The following is an 18,865-nucleotide window of genomic DNA, read 5'->3' as shown; positions in this document are numbered from 1 at the left end:
GGTGGGGCCCCAACCCGGGGGCCGGGGGCGCCGCCGCCGCGGGTTGCTGCTCCCCCGGGCCCCCCCCCGCCCCCGGCTCGCCGAGTACCTGTTTCAGTCCTTGCTCGCCTCGGTGCGGGCCTTCTTGAGCTTCTCGCTCACCTTGCGGCGGCGCTCGCCGTCCCGCTTCGAGATGTCGTCCATCTTCAGCGCCTTCTCCCACGCGGCGATGGCGTTCTTCTTGTCGCCCAGCGCCATGTAGCAGTCCGCGAGGTGGTCCCAGATCTCGAGGTGCGCGCCGTCGTCCTCGTCGAGGGACGCCTTCTTCAGCGGCTCGAGCGCCTCCTTGTACTTCTTCTGCTTGAAGAGCACCCACCCGAGGCTGTCGAGGTACGCGGCGTTCTCCTTGACCTCGTCGATCTTCCCCTCCTCCTTGAGCTTCTTCTTCTCCTTGACGTCGAGCTCGAGCGCCTCCTTGATGAGCTTCTCGGACTCCTCGAGGTTCAGGTCGTTGTCGGACCAGATGAACCCGAGGTCGTTCTTGTAGGTGGCGCTGTCCGGGTTCCGCTTGATCAGCTCCTGGAGCTGCTTCGCGCCCTTCTCGACGTCCTTCTTCTCGACGTACAGGCCGCTGAGCGTGTACTGCACGCGGTCCTTGATCCGGCCCTTGGCGTCGTCCTTCAGATTCTTGTCGGCGTCGAGCTTCTCGAGCACGTCGGCGTAGGTGGTGATGGCGTCGTCGATCTTCCCGCCCTCGCGCTGGACCCAGCCCTTGAGCTGGAGGAAGTACCAGGCGTCGTTGGTGAGTTCGAGGAGCCCCTTGGTCATGGTGAGGGCCTCGTCGATCTTGCCCTGCTTGGCCTTGGCCTGGACGAGCCGCTCGATGATGAACGGCTTGGCGTTTTCGACCTCCATCGGCCCCTTCATGTCCACGAGCTTCTCGCACACCTCGACGACCTCGGCGTACCGCTTGGCGTCCCAGTTGAGGTCGATGAGCCCCTCGTAGGCGGCGAGGATCTTCGGCCCGCTCTTGAGCTTGGTGGCGAGGTCGACCTGGTGCTCGTAGAACCGCTCGGCGGCGGCGGTCTCGCGGAGGATCAGGGCGGCCCGGGCCAGGATCGCGGTGCCGTTGTAGTTGAACGGCTTCTCGTCCTCCTTGGCCTCCTTCATCATCTTCACGGCCTCGGCCACGGCCTTCTTCGCCTTCTCCTTGTCCTTGAGCAACTCGCGGAGCTTGGCGGTCTGCGTGTCCTCGGTGGTCGCCCCGTTGAGCTTGAGGAGCGACTCGCGGAGCGGGCTGGCCTTCTTCGGCTCGTCGGCCCGCCCGGCCCCGGTCCCGGCGAGGAGCAGCAGCCCCGCCGCCAGAAGCCCGATCCTCGTCCACCGTAGGTATCCTGCCATGACGTCTCCCTGGCTCGCGAAGGTGGGGAACCTGTACCGATAGCGACGATTCTACCGCCGGACCGTAACCGGTGCTACGCGGGATTCGGCCCGGGCGGTGGTGCGCTGTGTGGGGCGAACCCTGAGTGCCAGCGAGGGGGTAATGCGCACCCCCTCGCTGGCGCTCAGGGTTCGCCCACCACCGGACCAACTTCCTACAACCAACCATCAACGGTCCCCACCCAACACGCGGCACCCACCATGTCCAAGATACCTGTGATCGGCATCGGCCCCGACGGCGCGGCGGGGCTGTCGGCCCGCTCCCGCACGCTGCTCGCGGAGGCGGAGGTGGTCTTCGGGTCCGACGCGACGCTCCGGTTGCTCCCCGAACTGACCGGCGAGCGGGTGCCGATCGGCAGCGACCTGCCGGCGGCCGTGGCGAAGCTCCGCGGGCACCTCGGGGTGAAGCGGATCGCGGTCGTGGCGAGCGGCGACCCGCTGTTCTACGGCACGGCCCGGTACCTGTGCGAGAAGGTCGGGCCGGACCACTTCGAGGTGGTGCCGCACGTCTCCAGCATGCAGCTCGCGTTCGCCCGCATCAAGGAGACGTGGGAGGAGGCGTACCTCACCGACCTCGCCGCCCGGCCGCTCGACGACGTGCTCGACAAGGTCCGCACCGCCGAGACCGTGGGGCTCTTCACCACGGAGGAGGCGCACCCGGCCCGGATCGCCCGCGAGCTGCTGGCCCGCGGGATCGACTACTTCAACGTGTGGGTGTGCGAGAACCTCGGCGGCAAGGACGAGCGGATCACCCGCGGCGAGCTGACCGACGTCCGCGACATGAAGTTCGACCCGCTCAACATCATGATCCTGAAGCGGAAGGCGAACCGGCCCGACCGCCAGCGGGTCGGGGCGAAGCTCCGGCGGTTCGGCAACCCGGACGACGTGTTCGCCCAGACCCGGCCGAAGACCGGCCTCATCACCCAGAGCGAGGTGCGGGCGGTCGCGCTGGCGCAGCTCGACCTGAACACCGGCGACGTGTTCTGGGACGTGGGCGCCGGGTCCGGGTCGGTGGCGATCGAGGCGGCGGCGCTGGTGAGCCCCGGGCCGAGCTACGCCATCGAGCAGGACTCGGCCGACTACCACCTGATCGTGGCGAACGCCGCGCTGTTCGGCGTCTCGAACGTGCGGCCGGTGTTCGGCACCGCCCCGGAGGTGTTCGCGTCGCTCCCGCACCCGGACGCGATCTTCGTCGGCGGCAACGGCGGCGAGGTGGCGCGGCTCATGGAGGCGTGCTACGCGGCGCTGCGGCCCGGCGGCCGGCTGGTGACGAACGTGGGCACGCTGGAGATGATCTCGTCCACCTACGCGGTGCTGAAGCGGCTCGGCGGGCGCGTCGACGTGCTGCTGATGAACCTGGCCCGCGGCGTCGAGCAGTTGGAGAGCCTGCGGTTCGAGGCGATCAACCCGACCGTGTTGCTACGAGTGCAGAAGGGGGCGTGAGCAGTTGAGGCACGGCGCGAAGTTGGTTGCGGGAGTCGGGGGGACCGATCCTCGCAAACGATGCCAACTCTTCGCAAACGACCCCGGAGTCTTCGCGAACGATGGGGAGAGCCTCGCGAACGACCCCGGACTCCTCGCACACACGCAGAGGAGGCATTCATGCCGGACAGGAATCGCCTACTGAGCCCGACATCGCGGTGCCGGCAAAACGCGAGTGGCGACCCGAAGGTCGCCGCTCGTTGAGAATCGATAATCGTCACTTCGCGGCCTTGGCCGGCTCGGTCCAGTGCGGGCTGAGGCAGCGGATCTTGTACAGGATCTTGTCCCGGTCCGGCCCCGCGGCCGTCTCCAGCTTGCTCTTCAACTTCTTCATCTTCTTCTTGCGGGTGTACCGGCGGTCCAGTTCGATGCGACGCTCGACCATATACTCTCTCCTGGCACTAAACGCCCGAGTTCCGTGAACGATGAGTCAAACTTACAGCGACGATGGCCCCGCGACAAGTCGCGTCCGCGGTCTGCTCCTGGTGACCTGGGCCGCGCTCACCGCCGCCGCGGTCGGGTTCGTGTTCACCTTCGGCACGAACGCCCCCTACGCCGACGAGTGGGAGTTCGTGCCGGCGCTGGTGGGCAGCGAGCCGGCCCTGCCGTGGGTCTGGAAGCAGCACAACGAGCACCGGATGGTGCTCTCCCGCCTCGTCTACTACCCGCTGTTCCAGGTCACACGCGACTTTCGCACGGGGATGTTGCTCCAGGTCGCGGTGCTCTCGGCCTTGGCCCTCGGCCTCATGTCGCTCACGGCCCGCCTCCGCGGCCGCCCGGTGCTCGCCGACGTCTTCTTCCCGGTGACTCTGCTCCACCTCGGGCACTGGGAAAACTTCGTCATGGGCTACCAGCTCTGCTTCGCGCTGTTCACCGTGCTGGTGACCGGCCTCGTGGTGGTCGCGCTGCGGGCGACGCGCGAGTCGGCGTTCCCCTCGGGAGTGGCGGCGGGCGTCCTCGGGTTCCTGGTCGCGCTCACCGGCGGGTCGGGGCTGGTCGCGGCGCTGCCGGTCGCGGCGTGGGTCGCGTACCTCGCCGTCCTCGTGGCGCGCCGCGGGCAGCGATTGCGGGCGCTGGTGCTGGCCGGGCTCTCGCTGCTGCCGCTGCTGTACATCGGCGTGTACTTCATCGGGTACGAGAAGCCGCCGCTGCACCCGCCGCTGAGCCGCGACCCGGCCGCCGTCGCGATGGTGACGGGCGAAGTGATCGCGATGGCGCTCGGCATCGGCGCATCCGGCGTATGGCCCGTTGCGGCGCTCGCACTGCTGGGATTGCTCGTCGCCACGACGATACTCATGTGGCGACGAACCGGCGACCACACGGCAGCGGTCGGCGTGGCCGCGGTGCTGCTCGGGGTGTGCGGGGTGGCGCTGGCGATCGGGTTCGGCCGCGGGTCGATGGGCACCGACATGGGCCTGTGGTCGCGGTACTCGCTGCTGACGTGGCCGCTGCTCGGCGGCGTGTACCTCGCGTGGGCCGCGGCCGGGCGGAAGTGGGTGCCGCTGTTGATCTGCACGGCCGCCGCGTTCGTGTTCCCGGCGAACCTCGGCACCGGGATGTTGATGGGCGCGAACGTCCACGAGCACTACGTTCGCCTGACGCTCGCCGCGACCGCCGGCGCGCCCGCGGAGATGATCGTCGAGCAGTTGTTCCCCGACAGCCCGAACGCGGGGCAGGTCGAACGCGCGCTCGCCGGCATCCCGCTGCTGCGTGCCGCGAACGTCGGCATCTTCGCGACCGGCGGCCGCGCCGAGCCGTCGTGGGGGGACTGGCTGCTGCCGGCGCTCGCCGTGGGCCTGCTGGTCCTCGGTGCGCGGTGGGTGTTGGGGTTCGGCCGGGCGGTCGCGGCGGAGCGGGCGCGCGAACTGTTCCGGCTCCAGCACGAGCGGTACGAGGAGCAACTCGTCGCCGCGGCCGGCGCGACGGGCCTGCCCCGCGGGCTGAAGTGGGTCGCGTGCCGGATCTCGGGCGACGCGGTGCTGGTCCGCGACGCGGTCCACGGCGGGATCGCGGCGCTGGTGCCGGTGGTGGTGGAGTTCGCGCCCGAGGCCGGGTCGGACATGGAGGCGAACCCGCTCGCCCGCGAGCCGCGCCCCGCCACGGCGGTGTTCGCGTTCGAGCGCGGCACCTGGACGACCTCCGGCCGCGTCGTGTTCAACCACACCCCGGACCAGACGGTCGCCGCGTTCGCCCAGCAGTTCCGCGTCATCCCGCACGGCCAGCACTGAAACGAGCCCCAGCGGCCCCAGGGTTTGCACCCTGGGCTACGCACTGTCGTCCCTCCGGGACTCGGGTGGTTCGGTGGGTGCCCGGAGCCACTCCGACCCAGGGTTTGCACCCTGGGCTACGCACTGTCGTCCCTCCGGGACTCAAGACCTCGGAGCCCCCGGAGGGGGCGGTAGTCCGTAGCCCAGGGTGTGAACCCTGGGTCCGATGGGCTACGCACTGTCGTCCCTCCGGGACTCAGGGCATTGAGCCCCCGGAGGGGGCGGCAGTCCGTAGCCCAGGGTGCAAACCCTGGGTCTCCTGGGCAAACCCTGGGTCTCCCGCGTGCGAACCCTGGGGCGCGTCCGGCCCGCGCCCTGGGCTTGTCCGGCGGCGCGCGCCACGCTATTGCCCCGGCATCGGAGACTGCCCAGCTTGCGGGCAGGGGCCGGCAGCCCAGCATCTTCCGACGGAGGCGGCGCATGGGGCGGTCGTACTGGTGTGGAACGGGCGCGGTCGGCATCGCGGTTCTGGTGTCCGCCACCTTCTCGTTGCGCGCCCCTGCTCAGTCCGAGCCCGACCTGTTGCCGCCGTCGGTCGTCCAGCTCCCGCGGGCCGAGGTCCTCGAACTCCCGCCGCAGCCGCGGGCCGACGACGGGGACGACGTGCTGCCGGCGCAGTTCCTCGCCCCCGGGCAGCCCCTCGCGCGGCCGCCGGCCGGCCAGGCCGCCCCGGGCGGGGCCGTGCCCGACCCGCCGACGCCCGTGGTCCGCATCCGGGTCCGCGTACCCGCTCACACGCCGCCCGGCGACGACCTCAAGTACACGATCACCGTGCAGAACACTTCGACGGCCGAGGCCCACGGGGTCACCGTGCGGAACCCGCTCCCCGAGGCGGTCGAGGCGCTGGTGAAGGCCGAGCCCGAGTGCGACAAGGCGAAGACCACGCCCAAGGTGCTGTACTGGTCGTTCGGCACGCTCGCCCCGGGCAAGTCGAAGGTCATCGAGCTGACGCTGAAGCCGAAGAAGGACGCGGCCGAGGTCAAGAACCTCGCCTACGTCTCGTTCGAGCACGGCGAGGCGGTGACCACGAAGATCCACAAGCCGGCCGTTCGCGTCACCAAGGTCGCGCCCAAGCAGACCGTGCAGGACGAGGCGTACACCGTCCGCGTCGCGGTCGACAACACCGGGAAGGTCGCGGCCGAGAACGTGCGGGTCGTCGAGAACGTGCCCACGTCCGCCGAGGTCGAGCCGGTCACCAAGGGCGCGAAGAAGTCGCAGCAGCCCGACGGCCAGCAGTGGGTGTGGGAGATCCCGACGCTCATGCCCGGCGAGCGGAAGGTCCTCGAGTACCGCATCACGCCGCGGGAGGCGAAGGACGTGTTCGCGCTCACCAGCCTTTCCGCGGGCAAGGGCGTGACCGACCGGGCCGAGGCCCGCACGCTCGTGCTCGTCCCGGGGCTGGGGGTGAAGCTCGTCGGCCCCGCGGCGAACGCGCCGGTCGCGCCGGGCGAGGCCGCGAAGTACGAGATCACGGTCCGCAACACGGGCACGCTGCCGAGCAGCAACGTCCGCGTCACCGGCACCCTCCCGGCGGACTGCAAGCCGACCATGAAGACCGAGGGCGGGCAGCTCTACCGCGACGCCATCCAGTGGGTCGTCCCGCGGCTGGAGCCCGGCGAGGCGCAGACGTTCCGGTTCGCGGTAAAGGCGACCACGACGGGCCGGCGGGTGGTGGTCGCTTCGGTCGCCGACGCGCGCGGCCAGCGGGCCGCCGACGAACTGGCGACCGTGTTCCAGGGCACCGCGTCGCTGTCGTGGGACACCGAGCCGAAGCCGGTCGCGCTGGCGGTCGGCCGCCAGGGCACGTTCACCGTGAAGGTCCGCAACACCGGCGGCGAGGCGGCCCGGAACGTGAAGGTCGAGGTCGACGTGCCCGACGCGGTGAACCTCGTGCAGGTGACGCCGAACGTGCAGGCGAAATCCGGCAAGCTCACGTTCGGGCCGGAGACGATCGCGGCCTACGGGGAGGCGGTGTACACGATCACCTACGAGGCCCGGCAGCCGGCGCAGGCGTGGTTCAAGCTCAAGATGACGGCCGACAGCCTCGGCGACCGCCCGATGCAGACCGAGAAGGCCGTCGAGATCACCGGCGGCGGGCGGTGACCGTGCAATTGGGCGAGCCGGGAGCGGGCGGGACCCGGGTGAAGGTAAACCCGTCGGGGAAGCGCCGGGAGCGTCAGCGACCGGAGTAACGTTACTCCGGTCGCTGACGCTCCCGGCTCGCCAAGATGCCTCCTCAGTTCTGCCCCGCACCGGCCGCTTCAGGAGCCGCCGGCTTCGTCGAGAGCTCCTTCGCCTTCGTCACGAGCGTCAGGAACTCCTTGCGGTGGCCGTTCGGGTCGGCCCCGACGCACCCCTGCGCCTCTTCCAGCACGCCGGCGTAGGTCATCGCGCCGCGGAACTGCGAGTCGCGGAGGATCATCCCGAACGACGCGGCCGCCGCGGCGAACCGGAAGTCGGCGCTCAGGTCCTGGCCCAGCGCCTTGCCGGGGAGCACCTTCGCGAGTTCCTTGCTCGTGTCGCCCTCGGGCTGCTTGTACCGCATCTTCACCGTCAGCCACTCGTCGGGCGCGTTCGGGTCCGGCTTGGCCGGCGTCGCGTACTTCGACTTGTCCACGCCCGGCAGGTCGATGCCCACGCCGACGGGGACGATCTCGTACAGCACGGTGACCTGGTGCCCGCTGCCCATGTCGCCGGCGTCCTTCTTGTCGTTCTTGAAGTCCTCGGCCTTGAGCAGCCGGTTCTCGTACCCGACGAGGCGGTACGCGGCGACCCGGGCCGGGTTGAAGTCGACCTGGAGCTTCACGTCCTTGGCGACGCACGCGAGCGCCCCGCCCTGCTCCACGAACACCTTCTTCGCCTCGTCGACGGTGTCGATGTAGGCGTGGTGCCCGTTGCCGTGGTTCGCGAGGTCCTTCAGCACGTCGTCCTTGTAGTTCCCCATGCCGAACCCGAGGATCGTCAGGAACACCTTGCTCCGCCGCTGCTCCTCGATCATCCGCACGAGGTCGCCGTGGTTCGTGACGCCGACGTTGAAGTCGCCGTCGGTGCAGAGTACCACGCGGTTCACGCCGCCCTCGATGAACGTGCCGCGGGCCAGCTCGTAGGCCTTGGTGATGCCGCCCTCGCCGTTCGTGCCGCCGCTCGCGCTCAGTTCGTTCACCGCGGTCTTGATGCGGTCCTTGTCCGACCCCTTCGTCGGCCCGAGCGCGACGCGGCTGCTCCCGGCGTAAGTGACGAGGCTGACGCGGTCCCTCTCACCGAGTTGATCGACGAGCAGCGCCAGCGATTGCTTGACGAGCGGGAGCCGGTTCGGCGAGTCCATCGAGCCGGACGTGTCGATGAGGAACACGAGGTTCCGCGGCGGCATCTTGGCAGCCTCGATCCGCGACGCCTGCACGCCGACCCGCACCAGGTGGTGCTTGCGGTTCCACGGGCACGGCCCCATCTCCAGGTTGAACTCGACCGGGTCGTCGCCGCGGGGCGTCGCGTACTGGTACGGGAAGTAGTTGACGAACTCGGCGAGGAACACCGCGTCCCTGGGCGGGAGCGCGCCGGCGGTGAGCATGCGGCGGACGTTCGAGTACGACGCGGTGTTCACGTCGGCCGAGAACGTCGAGAGCGCCTCGACGAGCGGCGACCGGAACTCGTTCTCGCGGAACGTGCCGTACTTCTCGGCGTTCGAGGCGTCGTGCCCGTCGAGCACAACGGCCTTTCCGCCCGCGGGTTGCGGCTTCGGGTTTGGAGCCGCGTTCCCCCCGCCCTCGCGGAGCATTCGGGACTTCGTCGCACCGCTACGAACCACGGCCCCGCTGTTTCCGCCGGTGCCGCCAATCGCGCCGCCGGTCACGCTGTCGGATCTCGCGTTTGCCCCACCGGAGCGGAGGAGGTTCCCATCCAGTCCGGGATCCTCGTTCACCAACTCCTTCTCGGGCAAGACTTCTTCTGACTCCTTCTCAACCTTGGCCGCGGCTTGAGGGTTGTCCGGTCCGGCGTCGGACTTCTCTTCAGGAACGGGCTTCGGGTTGCACCCGACGAGGATGCCGAGCAGCGTGGCCGTGACGAGGCCGCACGCGAACGGGCGTGGCATGATGGAACTCCGTGACAGAATCGAGATCCCCGAAGCGGGGAAATGATGGGGGCGTGGGACGCGGCCGCGGGCGATCGCCGGCGGGCCGGTCCCGCAGCCTTCGACGCGGCCCGGCGGGAGTTGGTTCCCGCGGCCGTTACAAATCCGGGGCGGCGGGTGGTATTTTCCCGACGGCCGCAAAATTCTTGTCCGATTTCGGGCCGGGGAGGCGTATTACTGGTGCCGCTGATCAGGACCGAGCCGGGTGGGGACGTGGAACGCCCCCGGGGTATCATGGCACCGCAGGAACTTTGGACCCCGACCACCCGCCCGGGAGTGAACCCGATGCTTCGTTCGTTACTCGCACTCTCACTGCTCGCCACTACCGCGACCGCCGCCGAGAAGCCCGGCCCGTTCTACCCGCCGCTCCCGAAGGCGGCCACCAGCTTCGGGGCGGTCGAGTGCGACGGGTTCATCTACGTCTACGGCGGCCACGCGGGTAAGGCGCACGGGTACTCCAGCGACACGAGCCTCGGCACGTTCCACCGGCTCCCGACCGGCGGCGGCACGGAGTGGGAGGAACTCCCCGGCGGGCCGAAGCTGATCGGCCTGAACCTCGCGGCCGCCGGCGGCAAGGTGTACCGCGTCGGCGGCATGGAGGCGAAGAACAAGGCGAGCGAGAAGGCCGAGATGAACTCGGTCGCCGCCGTCGCGGTGTTCGACCCCAAGACCAAGACGTGGGCCGACGCCGTGCCGCTGCCCGCGGGCCGCTCGTCGCACGACGTCGTCGCCGTCGGCTCGAAACTCGTGGTCGTCGGCGGCTGGCAGATGAAGGCCGACGACAAGTCGGTGTGGTCCGAAACGGCGCTCGTTCTCGACACGGCCGCAAAGGAACCGAAGTGGGAAGCGGTCCCGCAGCCGTTCAAGCGGCGGGCGCTGACCGCCGCAGTGCTTGGCAACAAAGTGTACGTCATCGGCGGCATGACCGACGCGCACGAGATGCTCCGAAAAGTGAGCGTCCTCGACGTCGCCACCGGCAAGTGGAGCGACGGCCCCGACTTCCCCGGCAGCGAGCGCACCGGGTTCAGCCCGGCCGCCACCACCGTCGGCGACCGAATCGTGCTGAACACGTCCGACAAGAGCGTGTACGTCCTCAACGAGAAGGGGACGGCGTGGGACAAGGTCGGCGCGACGGGCGAGAGCCGCTACGTTCACCGGCTCGTCCCGGGCGGCACCAAGGAGTGGGTCGTCGCCGTCGCGGGCGGCACGCCGGTCGGCCCGCACAACACGGTCGAGGTCGTGAAGGTCACCGGCGCGAAGCCGGCCCCGGTCGCGCCCGCGGCCCCCGGCGGGCAGAAGTTCTGCCCCGTGATGACCACCGACGAGATCGACCCGCAGGAATCGAAGGCGGTGACGTACAAGGGCGTGAAGGTGTACCTGTGCTGCGACCAGTGCGTCGGGAAGTTCAACCGCGACCCGGCCGCGTACCTCGACCCGAAGCTGGTCCCCGGCCTCGCCGGGATCGAGCTGCCGAAGCGCGACATCGAGCAGGTGTTCTGCCCCGTACTCAAGGACCGCAAGGTGTCGTCAAAGGACCCGTCCGCGACGTACAAGGGCGTGAAGGTGTACTTCTACAACGACCTCGCGCGGCAGCGGTTCGAGAAGGACCCGGAGCGGTACGCCGACCCGGCCGTGCTCCCGCAGTTGCCGAAGAAGTAACGCCCGACGCGGTCGGAACCGACGAGGAATCGGACGCACGCATGAATGAATCGTGAATAGTTCCTGAAGGGCGTGTCCAGGTGCTTCCGTGTCGTATAGTAATGAGTGCGAGGGCCGGGCAGTAAGGTTGGGTCTGGTACGCGGTATCTCCACCCGGACCCGCAGAAGCGCCTCGCCACCGGCGTTCGCGTTCAACGGAACGGGCGGAACCGGAGAGGACGTTCGGGGTTAATAGAAGTGTCGCCCGCTACGCCGACCTGCCCCCGCGCGGCCCAGCCGCGTCGAACTCCCGCCGGGAGCGCCCGCCGCTCCCCTTGCACGAGCCCCGCGGCTCGTCGCAAATGGGACACGAGTCCCGGCGAATGTACCCTGTGACCGGTCCGCGGACCGATACACGACCGTTCCCGTGTTCCCGTGATGAGCGGGCACCGGCCGGCCGGTTATCGTGACGCACCGGTCCCCAATGATCGCCCCCAACACCCGGAAGTTCTCCCGTGTCCACATTTCGCCTGCTGGTTCTGGTCGCGACGATCCCGGTGGTGGCCGCTGTTGCCAGTTCGGGCTGGGCCGCGTCCGCGATGCTGCGCGTGTGCCACCCACGGATCGCCGCCCTCGACACCCGCGAGGACGAGGAACTCGGGCACCGGCTCGACGCGATCGACTTCGAGTTGCGGCGACAGATCCAGATCAAGGAGGTGCTGCTGGGCGAACTCATCGAGGGCCGGGCCACTCTGGCCGACGTCTCGGCGCAGTTCCTGGCGATGAACCGGAACTCCACGGCGAGCATGACGGTGATCCGCAAGGAGTACCCGGGCGAGACGGACGAGGAGAAGTCGGCGTACAACGTCATCACGTTCGCGAACGCCGAACTGTCACGCGGGTGCCCCGTCCGCAAGGCCGAGGTGCTGGCCCGGCTCAACGCCGAGTTCGAGGCGCTGTACCACCACCACCCGTCGGCCGGGCACACCCAGCAGCCCGAGCAGTGAGTCGGCGCGGGCGAGCGACAACGAGTCAGGGGCGGCCTTTTGGCCGCCCCCTTCGTTTACCCCTTCCAGTTCCCGCACGGCCACGTCCGGTCCCGGACCGGGTCGAGCACCTTCATCACGTCGGCCAGCAGCGCCCGGTCGATCGGTTCGGTCATCGCAAGCAGGTTCGCGTCGAACTCGCTCTTGCGGGCCGCGCCGCTGAGCGTGCAGGGGATGCCCTCCTCCGCGAACGCGAACTGCATCCCCAGGAACGCGACGTCGGCCCCGCGGTCGCGGCACAGGTCCGCCGCCCTCTTGCACGCCGCCACGACCTCCGGCGGCCCCGGGAACCACGGCTGCGGCCCCTGGTCGGTGAGCAGCCCCATCGCGAGCGCGCTGGCGTTCATCACCCCGGTGCCTCGCGCCGCCGCGACAGGGAGCAGTTCGGTGAGCAGCCGCGTGTTGAACAGGTTGAAGTGGGCGTAGCTGATGACCGCGTCGAGTTGGCACCGCTCGATCGCTTGCTTGAGCAGTGGCAGGGGGTAGCACGACATGCCGATGAACCGCGTCTTGCCCTCCTTCTTGAGCTGCTCCAGCGTGCGGTACGTCTCGTTGAAGACGTACTCGTAGTCGGTGGCGAACTCGATGTCGTGGGCGAGGAGGATCTCGACGTGGTCGGTGCCGAGCCGCTTCAGCGACCCCTCGACGCACCTGCGGGTGCCCTCGGGGGTGAAGTCGAACACGTCGCGGTCGAGCCGGCACGCCTTGGTGCAGATGCTTACCCGGTCGCGCCACCCGCCGGCGAGCGCCCGGCCGATCAGTTCCTCGGACGTGCCGCGGCCGTAGTAAGCGGAGGTGTCGATGAGGTTCACGCCGGCGTCGATGGCGGCGTGGACCGTGTCGGCGACCTCGGCCGGGGACACGGCCCCGTACTGTTGGCCGAACGCGGCCCCGCCCTGCCCGAGCACGGACACGCTCAGGCCGGTGTTCCCGAGGGGGCGGTAGTCCATCGCGGGGGCTCCGGAACCGTGGTCCCCAGGGTGCGCCGAAGCGGCGACCCTGGGCTGGGGAATGCAACCCCTTCAGGGTAAAAGCCAAGACATCGTGCCGCGCTCGCATAGTGAGCTGCGCGGTTCTGAACCCTGAAAGGGTTCCACTCCCCAGCCCAGGGTCGCCGCTTCGGCGCACCCTGGGGACCACCATTGGGGGTCCGCGTTGACGGGCGGCGCGGGGGTCGGTATGTCGCCACCATACGCGGTACAAGGTCGGTCCGGGGGCGTGCTATGCGGGTCGCAGTCGTGGCTCTCGTGGGGGTGTCGCTCGCGTCGTGCGGGTGCTGGGCCACGCACCCCAACGGGGTCAAGCAGGACGCCCACGGGCGCACCGTTCTCGAGGCGCAACCCAGCCCGCTCCCCGACAAGCTCCTGCGGCCCTCCGACCGCACCACCGCCGCGACCGTCGAGGCCGCCCCGCGGCCGCCCGAGGCGACGTCCACCTCGAACGCCAGCCCGGTCGCGCTCCCGGTGTCGTCGGTCGACTCCCTCGGCAGCCTCGGAACGGCCGCCGACCCGCTGACCGGTCGGGCGGCGCTGAACCAGATTTCGGCCCGGTCCGGCCGCGCCAAGCTGTCGTCGCTCCACGTCGAGAACGGGAAATCGACCCTCAACTTTAAGTACGACGACGGCTCGACGGGGACCGTCACCACCGGCGACGGCGGCCCGGCCGACTTCCGGTTCGCCCCGGGTGCCCCGTCCGTGCCGTAGTGCCAACACATCACAGCTTCACCTTGCCGCGCTCGGACTGCTGGTGTCTCGGGTAAATGCGGACGGGTCGAGAGCGGCACGACGCGGGCTCGTTTTCTTAGGTGGATCAACGATCATCATGACCGGCCCGGCGGCGATCGGACCGAGGCCAAAACAAATCCAGATGGGGATGAAGAAGAACATCCCCCCGGTGAAGGGGTGGATGAACCGCACGAGGCCGCGTTCACGTTCCGTCCGCCAGCGGTAAATCAGATCGCTTGTTGGGGTGAGGAGGAAGAACATGAGCCCGCCGACCGCCACTCCGCTGTCGGCCTTGGGCCAGATGAGATCAACGAGACCTCCGACAGCGAACGCCGCCAGAAGCCTAATGACCATCATCAGCCCGCCCAGACCGTTGACGATCATGATTGCCCCCAAAGGTTAAAGTTTCACCACGCTCTTCTCGGCGATCGACTTCTCGGCGGCCTCGATCAGCTTCTGCGCCGTGATCGCGTCGTCGAGCGTGCTCAGGGGCTTCTGGCCCATCCGCAGGCAGTCCACCAGCAGGTACCGGACCTCGTTCATCACCGAGCCCTGGTACGCCGTGTACGTCTGGCTGTGGACCAGCCCCGGCTTGATCTCGACGTGGTCCCGGTAGCTGTACCGGGTGCTGCCGGCGGTGCCGATCACCTTGACCATCACGGTCCACGGGTCGGCCGCGTGGTCGTCGGCCGCGAAGCTCGCGCAGAAGTGCGCCAGCGCCCCGTTGCCGAGCCGCATCTGCACCATCGCGATGTCCTCCTCCGTGTACTCCTTGTAGTGCAGCGTCGCCTTCATGGCGCACAGCTCGACCGGCTTGCCGACGAGGTACAGCAGGATGTACGAGTGGTGCGTGAGGATCTGCCGGACCACGCCCGGGTACCGCTTCGCGACCTCCTCGGGGTGGTGAATGTTGTACATGACGTAGGCCGACGTGATCGTCCCGAGGTCGCCGTTCTCGACCAGCTCGCGGGTGCGCATCATGCTGGCCTCGTAGATGTAGTTGTGGCCCGGCATGCACACGAGGTCGTTCTTCGCCGCGAGGTCGCGCATCTGCTCGATCTCCGCCACCGACACGCCGACCGGCTTCTCGACGAGGACGTGCTTGCCGGCCGCGAGCGCGAGCTTGGTGTACTCGAGGTGCGACTCCAGGTTCGTGAGGACGAACACGGCATCGATGGCCGGGTCAGCGACCAACTCCGCGGGCGACTTGTAGTTCTTGCACCCGAACTCGGCGGCGCGTGCGGTGGCGCGCTCCTGGTTGCGGTTCCACAGGCCGACGAGCTTCGCGCCGGGCACCTTCTTGACGGCGGCCGCGTGCAGCACGGAGATGTCGCCCGCGCCGATGAACCCGACGCCGATGGTGTCCTTGGTGATCTTCATTCGTTGGTCTCGGTACGGTGGGGATGCTGAGTTGTAGCTACCGGGATTCCCGTTTTCAACCACCCGGTCGTGTGCGATGCTGGAACTCTCAACGCTACCCTCGGTCGCGGTTCAACCCGGAGTTCGCGGTATGGCTCGGTTCGTTCGAACCCTGATCGTCGCCCTCGTTCCGCTCGTCGCGCTCGTGGGTGCCCCGGCGGCCGACGTGCCCGCGGAGCACCGGCCCGACCCGAAGGGCGTGGTCCGCGAGGGCGACGGGTACCGGTACACGCAGGCCGGGTGGGTGGTGCTGCACACCGAGGGCGACCCGTACCCCCGCGGGTACCAGCACGGCAAGCTCCTCTCTACGGAGATCGCGAAGTACGTCGTCACGCTCGCACGGGAGCGGAACGCGAAGGACCCGACCGAGGGGTGGCGCACGATCCGCACGCTGACCGACGCCATGTTCCTCCGCAAGCTCGACCGCGAGTTCGTCGAAGAGATGAAGGGCATCGCCGACGGGGCCGCCGCTGCCGGCGCGAAGGTGGACGACCGGAAAATTGACCTGCTCGACGTGGCCGCGATCAACGTGTGGCAGGAGATCGACACGCTGGAGGCGGCGCTGGCGGCCACGCCCACGGGCGTCGAGAAGCTCGCGCTCACGGCCCCGGTGCAGCCGAAGAAGGACCACTGCTCGGCGTTCGTCGCGACCGGCCCGGCGACGGCCGACGGCAAGGTCGTCATGGGGCACGTCACGATGTTCGGGCTCCACTTCGGCCCGCACGTCAACTACTGGATCGACTGCAATCCGACGAAGGGGCACCGGTTCGCGATGCAGGGGTTCCCCGGGGCGGTGTGGTCGAGCCAGGACTTCTACCTGAACGCGGCCGGGATCGTGCTGTGCGAGACGACCATCGACCAGACCCCGTTCGACCCCGCGGGCGAACCGCTCACGACCCGGTCCCGCAAGGCGATCCAGTACGCGAACAGCATCGACGACGTGGTGACGTACCTGTCGCGGAACAGCAACGGGCTGTACTCGAACGAGTGGCTCATCGCCGACACGGCCGCCAACGAGATCGCGATGTACGAGCTGGGCACGAAGACGAGCAAGCTGTGGCGCAGCTCGAAGGGCGAGTGGTTCGGCGGCACGAAGGGGTTCTACTGGGGCAACAACAACGCGAAGGACCCGGCCGTGCGGCGCGAGGCGCTGCCGGTGAACGGCGGCGACAAGGCGAAGGGCGACGAGAAGGTCGAGTGGGAGCCGGACGGCCGCGACAAGGCGTGGCTCAAGTTCTACGCGAAGACCGCGGGGAAGATCGACGCCGCCGCGGCCCAGGCGGTGTTCGCCACCGACGACCTGGCGCTGCCGCACTCACTCGACGCGAAGGTGACGACGACCGCACTGGCGAAGGACCTGGCGACGCTGGCGCTGTACGGCCCGCCGACCGGCAAGGAGTGGAAGCCGAACGCCGAGGACCACCAGAACCACCCGGGGATCAAGCCGCTCGTCCCGCACCCGTGGACCGTGCTGACCATCAACCCGCCCCCGCGGCGGTGAGCCGGGCGATCACGGTAGGCGACTCGCTCCGCGAGTCGCACCCCGGCGCAACTACCGACGCCGGTGAGCCGCACACCGGGGCGGGTGTCACTCGCGGAGCGAGTGACCGACCGTACATACAAAAAAACCGCGGGGCAACGGCCCCGCGGTTCGCTGATCAGTTCGTCGGGTCACTTGAGCTTCTTGAACTTCTCTTCCTTGCCCTTCGAGTCCTTGCCGACCATCTCTTCGTCCGTCAGCTTGCTGATCGTGACGGTCTCCTTCATCTCCTTGCCGCCGAACGCCATCACCATTTCGAGCTTGTCGCCGTCGAGCTTGTACGTGCCCTCGATCTTCTCGGACTTGCCGCCGACCTCGATGGTCAGCGACATCTTCCCCTTGTCGGTGAACTCGACCACGACCGGGGCCTTCTCGTCCGTCGGCGACCACTTGCCGATGAGCTTCTTGGCGTCGATCTTGCCGTCCTTCTTGTCATCGGCGGTGGTGAACCCGGCGAAGCTGAGCACCACAACGGCCGCAACGAGAGCGCGCATGAAATTCCCCTTCGGTTGGGGCCGGGACCGGGGCCGCAACTCGCGCCCCCGGTCCCGGCCTCGTTGAGAGCGTATCCGCCGGCCCGGCGACCGGCTACTTCTTCTTCTTGGGCGGCGGGGCGGTCCCCGCGGTGATCCACAAGTCGGGCGTCGCGTGGTCCAGGTCGGCCAGCGGCGCGACCGCGGTGCGGGTCAGCGCCGGGTCGTCCTTCACCTTGCCCACCAGGCGGAACGGGGCGACCACCGGCGCGTCCGTCGTGAGCGAGAGCGTGACGGTGTTCGGGTCCGGCTTGGCGGGCGGCGTGACCCCGACCGTCACCCCCGCCGGCAGCCCCTCGGCCGCCACCTCGACGGGCTTCGCGAACCCGCCCTTGCGCACCACCTTCACGGGAACGGCCAGCGGCTTCCCGGGCTCGAGCGTGAAGCGGTCGGCGGCGACCGTCAGTTCGTAGTCGGGCTCCGGCGGCGCGACCCGCAGCAGGAAGCCGAACCGCGGCCCGCCGCCACCATAGAGGTCGCTCACCGCGACGGTGTGCGGGCCGTCGGCCTGCGGGGTGAACGTCAGCGCGGTGTCGCCGTTGAGCTTCACCGGCTCGGCACGGGCGACCTGTTTCTTCGCCGCGTCGAGCACCCGCACGACCGGGTTCGCCGCGAGCCCGTACGCCCGGCTCTCGACCTGGACGGACAGCGCCTGGCCCTTCTTGCACTCGACCGGCACCAGCACCTCCGCCCCGCCGGCCGCGACCCGGCCCGTGAGCGAGAACGGCGGCTTCAGGTCGGCCGGCACCGTCGCGAACGTCGCGTGCTTCTCGACCCGCACGCGGAGGGTGTTCGCCAACTCAGGCGCGAAGAGCGTCGCGTGTCTCGCGTCGCTGTCTTGCGCCGCTTCGAGCCGCAGCCCCTTGGGCACGTTCCAGCCCTCGAGCGCCACCGTCGCGGCGTCCCCGGGCTTCGGCACCGCCAGCGCCGCCGCGTGGTCGGCAAACGGGCCGGTGGTGAGCGTGAGGCGGTAGACGCACGCCTCGGAGCCGAAGAACCGGATGCTCGAATCGGGTGCCGAGGGGAACGCGAACACGCGCACGGCGAACGTGCCGTCGGTTGGCGCGGTGAAGGCGAGTTGCGGGTCGAGGCCGCGGAAGTCGTGGTTCTCGTCGAGCACGAAGCCGTCGGCCGAGACGACCTGGAGGACCGCGTCCACCGGCGACCGCAGGCCGGAGTGGGCGTCGAGCGAGGCGACGAGGGTCTGCCCCTTCTTGAGTGCGACGCCGAAGCAGTCGACGTCGCCGGACTTCTCCAGCCGGCCGTTGACGACGCCGTTCCCCGCGACCACCTGCGGCTTCCGGGCGTCGTCGTTCGGCTCCTTCTCGGCGACATCGGGAAGCGTGCCGACGACGAACGGCCGCAAGCCGCTCGCGCCCTCGGCGTCGTGGGCGCGGAGCCAGTACACGCCCGGCACCGCGTCCTTCGCAACGGCGACGCTGAGCTTACCCTTGTCCTTGCCGGGGGTGACGGTGACACCAGCGCCGCTGACCGCGAGCTTCACCGGCCACTGCTCGAACGCCCCGCCCGCGACGACCTCGACCGTGGTGCCGCGCTGCGCGCCGCCGGGGTAGAGGTGGGTAACGGTGGGAGGCGCAGCCGAAGCACTGTTTACCACAGAGGCACAGAGGCACAGAGAAGACAAGAAGCCGAGAAACGAGAGTTCAT

The 18,865-nt window shown here is 69.2% G+C and carries 15 protein-coding genes; 7 read left to right on the top strand and 8 right to left on the bottom strand.

The features are described 5' to 3' along the window. Positions 1-93: 93 nt before the first annotated feature. Positions 94-1,380: a tetratricopeptide repeat protein gene (locus tag ACTIGN_RS28960; protein ID WP_439630468.1), complete on the bottom strand. Its 1,287-nt coding sequence runs from the start codon at positions 1,378-1,380 to the stop codon at positions 94-96. A gap of 240 nt (positions 1,381-1,620) precedes the next feature. Here ACTIGN_RS28960 and cbiE point away from each other — a divergent pair, with 240 nt between their 5' ends. Next, a complete protein-coding gene (cbiE, locus tag ACTIGN_RS28955; RefSeq protein WP_439630466.1) occupies positions 1,621-2,862 on the top strand; it encodes a precorrin-6y C5,15-methyltransferase (decarboxylating) subunit CbiE in 1,242 nt (413 codons plus the stop codon). A gap of 256 nt (positions 2,863-3,118) precedes the next feature. Here cbiE and ACTIGN_RS28950 read toward each other — a convergent pair whose 3' ends face one another. Further along, positions 3,119-3,286, bottom strand: coding sequence for a DUF6800 family protein (locus tag ACTIGN_RS28950; RefSeq protein WP_439630464.1), 168 nt, complete (start codon positions 3,284-3,286; stop codon positions 3,119-3,121). 40 nt (positions 3,287-3,326) lie between these two features. Between ACTIGN_RS28950 and ACTIGN_RS28945 the strand changes: the two genes are divergently transcribed. Together ACTIGN_RS28945 and ACTIGN_RS28940 are read left to right on the top strand one after the other, a co-directional pair. Further along, positions 3,327-5,129, top strand: coding sequence for a hypothetical protein (locus ACTIGN_RS28945; protein WP_439630462.1), 1,803 nt, complete (start codon positions 3,327-3,329; stop codon positions 5,127-5,129). A 459-nt stretch (positions 5,130-5,588) separates the two neighbouring features. Further along, positions 5,589-7,271: a hypothetical protein gene (locus tag ACTIGN_RS28940; protein ID WP_439630460.1), complete on the top strand. Its 1,683-nt coding sequence runs from the start codon at positions 5,589-5,591 to the stop codon at positions 7,269-7,271. A gap of 133 nt (positions 7,272-7,404) precedes the next feature. On the opposite strand, the gene ACTIGN_RS28935 is transcribed toward ACTIGN_RS28940, so the two are convergent. Then, positions 7,405-9,258 (bottom strand): vWA domain-containing protein, encoded by a 1,854-nt coding sequence (locus tag ACTIGN_RS28935; RefSeq protein WP_439630458.1) that lies wholly within the window; start codon positions 9,256-9,258, stop codon positions 7,405-7,407. Between the two features lie 324 nt (positions 9,259-9,582). On the opposite strand from ACTIGN_RS28935, the gene ACTIGN_RS28930 reads away from it, so the two are divergent. After that, complete coding sequence (locus ACTIGN_RS28930) at positions 9,583-10,956, top strand: Kelch repeat-containing protein (RefSeq protein WP_439630456.1); 1,374 nt, start codon at positions 9,583-9,585, stop codon at positions 10,954-10,956. A 494-nt stretch (positions 10,957-11,450) separates the two neighbouring features. Continuing rightward, positions 11,451-11,942 (top strand): hypothetical protein, encoded by a 492-nt coding sequence (locus ACTIGN_RS28925; RefSeq protein WP_439630454.1) that lies wholly within the window; start codon positions 11,451-11,453, stop codon positions 11,940-11,942. Between the two features lie 56 nt (positions 11,943-11,998). Here ACTIGN_RS28925 and ACTIGN_RS28920 read toward each other — a convergent pair whose 3' ends face one another. Further along, entirely contained in the window at positions 11,999-12,931 is a 933-nt protein-coding gene (locus ACTIGN_RS28920) for an aldo/keto reductase (protein ID WP_439630452.1), read from the bottom strand. A gap of 273 nt (positions 12,932-13,204) precedes the next feature. Between ACTIGN_RS28920 and ACTIGN_RS28915 the strand changes: the two genes are divergently transcribed. Then, positions 13,205-13,684 carry a hypothetical protein gene (locus ACTIGN_RS28915; protein WP_439630450.1) on the top strand — a complete coding sequence of 160 codons (480 nt, stop codon included), beginning with the start codon at positions 13,205-13,207 and terminating at the stop codon, positions 13,682-13,684. 18 nt (positions 13,685-13,702) lie between these two features. Here ACTIGN_RS28915 and ACTIGN_RS28910 read toward each other — a convergent pair whose 3' ends face one another. After that, entirely contained in the window at positions 13,703-14,089 is a 387-nt protein-coding gene (locus ACTIGN_RS28910; RefSeq protein ID WP_439630448.1) for a hypothetical protein, read from the bottom strand. Between the two features lie 15 nt (positions 14,090-14,104). Then, positions 14,105-15,085: a Gfo/Idh/MocA family protein gene (locus tag ACTIGN_RS28905; protein WP_439630446.1), complete on the bottom strand. Its 981-nt coding sequence runs from the start codon at positions 15,083-15,085 to the stop codon at positions 14,105-14,107. Positions 15,086-15,215: 130 nt separating this feature from the next. Here ACTIGN_RS28905 and ACTIGN_RS28900 point away from each other — a divergent pair, with 130 nt between their 5' ends. Next, positions 15,216-16,625 carry a C45 family autoproteolytic acyltransferase/hydolase gene (locus ACTIGN_RS28900; RefSeq protein ID WP_439630444.1) on the top strand — a complete coding sequence of 470 codons (1,410 nt, stop codon included), beginning with the start codon at positions 15,216-15,218 and terminating at the stop codon, positions 16,623-16,625. 170 nt (positions 16,626-16,795) lie between these two features. Here the strand turns inward: ACTIGN_RS28900 and ACTIGN_RS28895 are convergent, their stop codons facing one another. After that, positions 16,796-17,158 (bottom strand): TIGR03066 family protein, encoded by a 363-nt coding sequence (locus ACTIGN_RS28895; protein WP_439630442.1) that lies wholly within the window; start codon positions 17,156-17,158, stop codon positions 16,796-16,798. Positions 17,159-17,252: 94 nt separating this feature from the next. Next, positions 17,253-18,815, bottom strand: coding sequence for a PPC domain-containing protein (locus ACTIGN_RS28890; RefSeq protein WP_439630440.1), 1,563 nt, complete (start codon positions 18,813-18,815; stop codon positions 17,253-17,255). Positions 18,816-18,865 lie beyond the last annotated feature (50 nt).

It is taken from the genome of Gemmata sp. (assembly GCF_051859125.1).
Taxonomy (GTDB): Bacteria; Planctomycetota; Planctomycetia; order Gemmatales; family Gemmataceae; genus Gemmata.
Note: the sequence above shows the minus strand (reverse complement) of the source record. Positions and strands in the feature narration are given on the sequence as shown.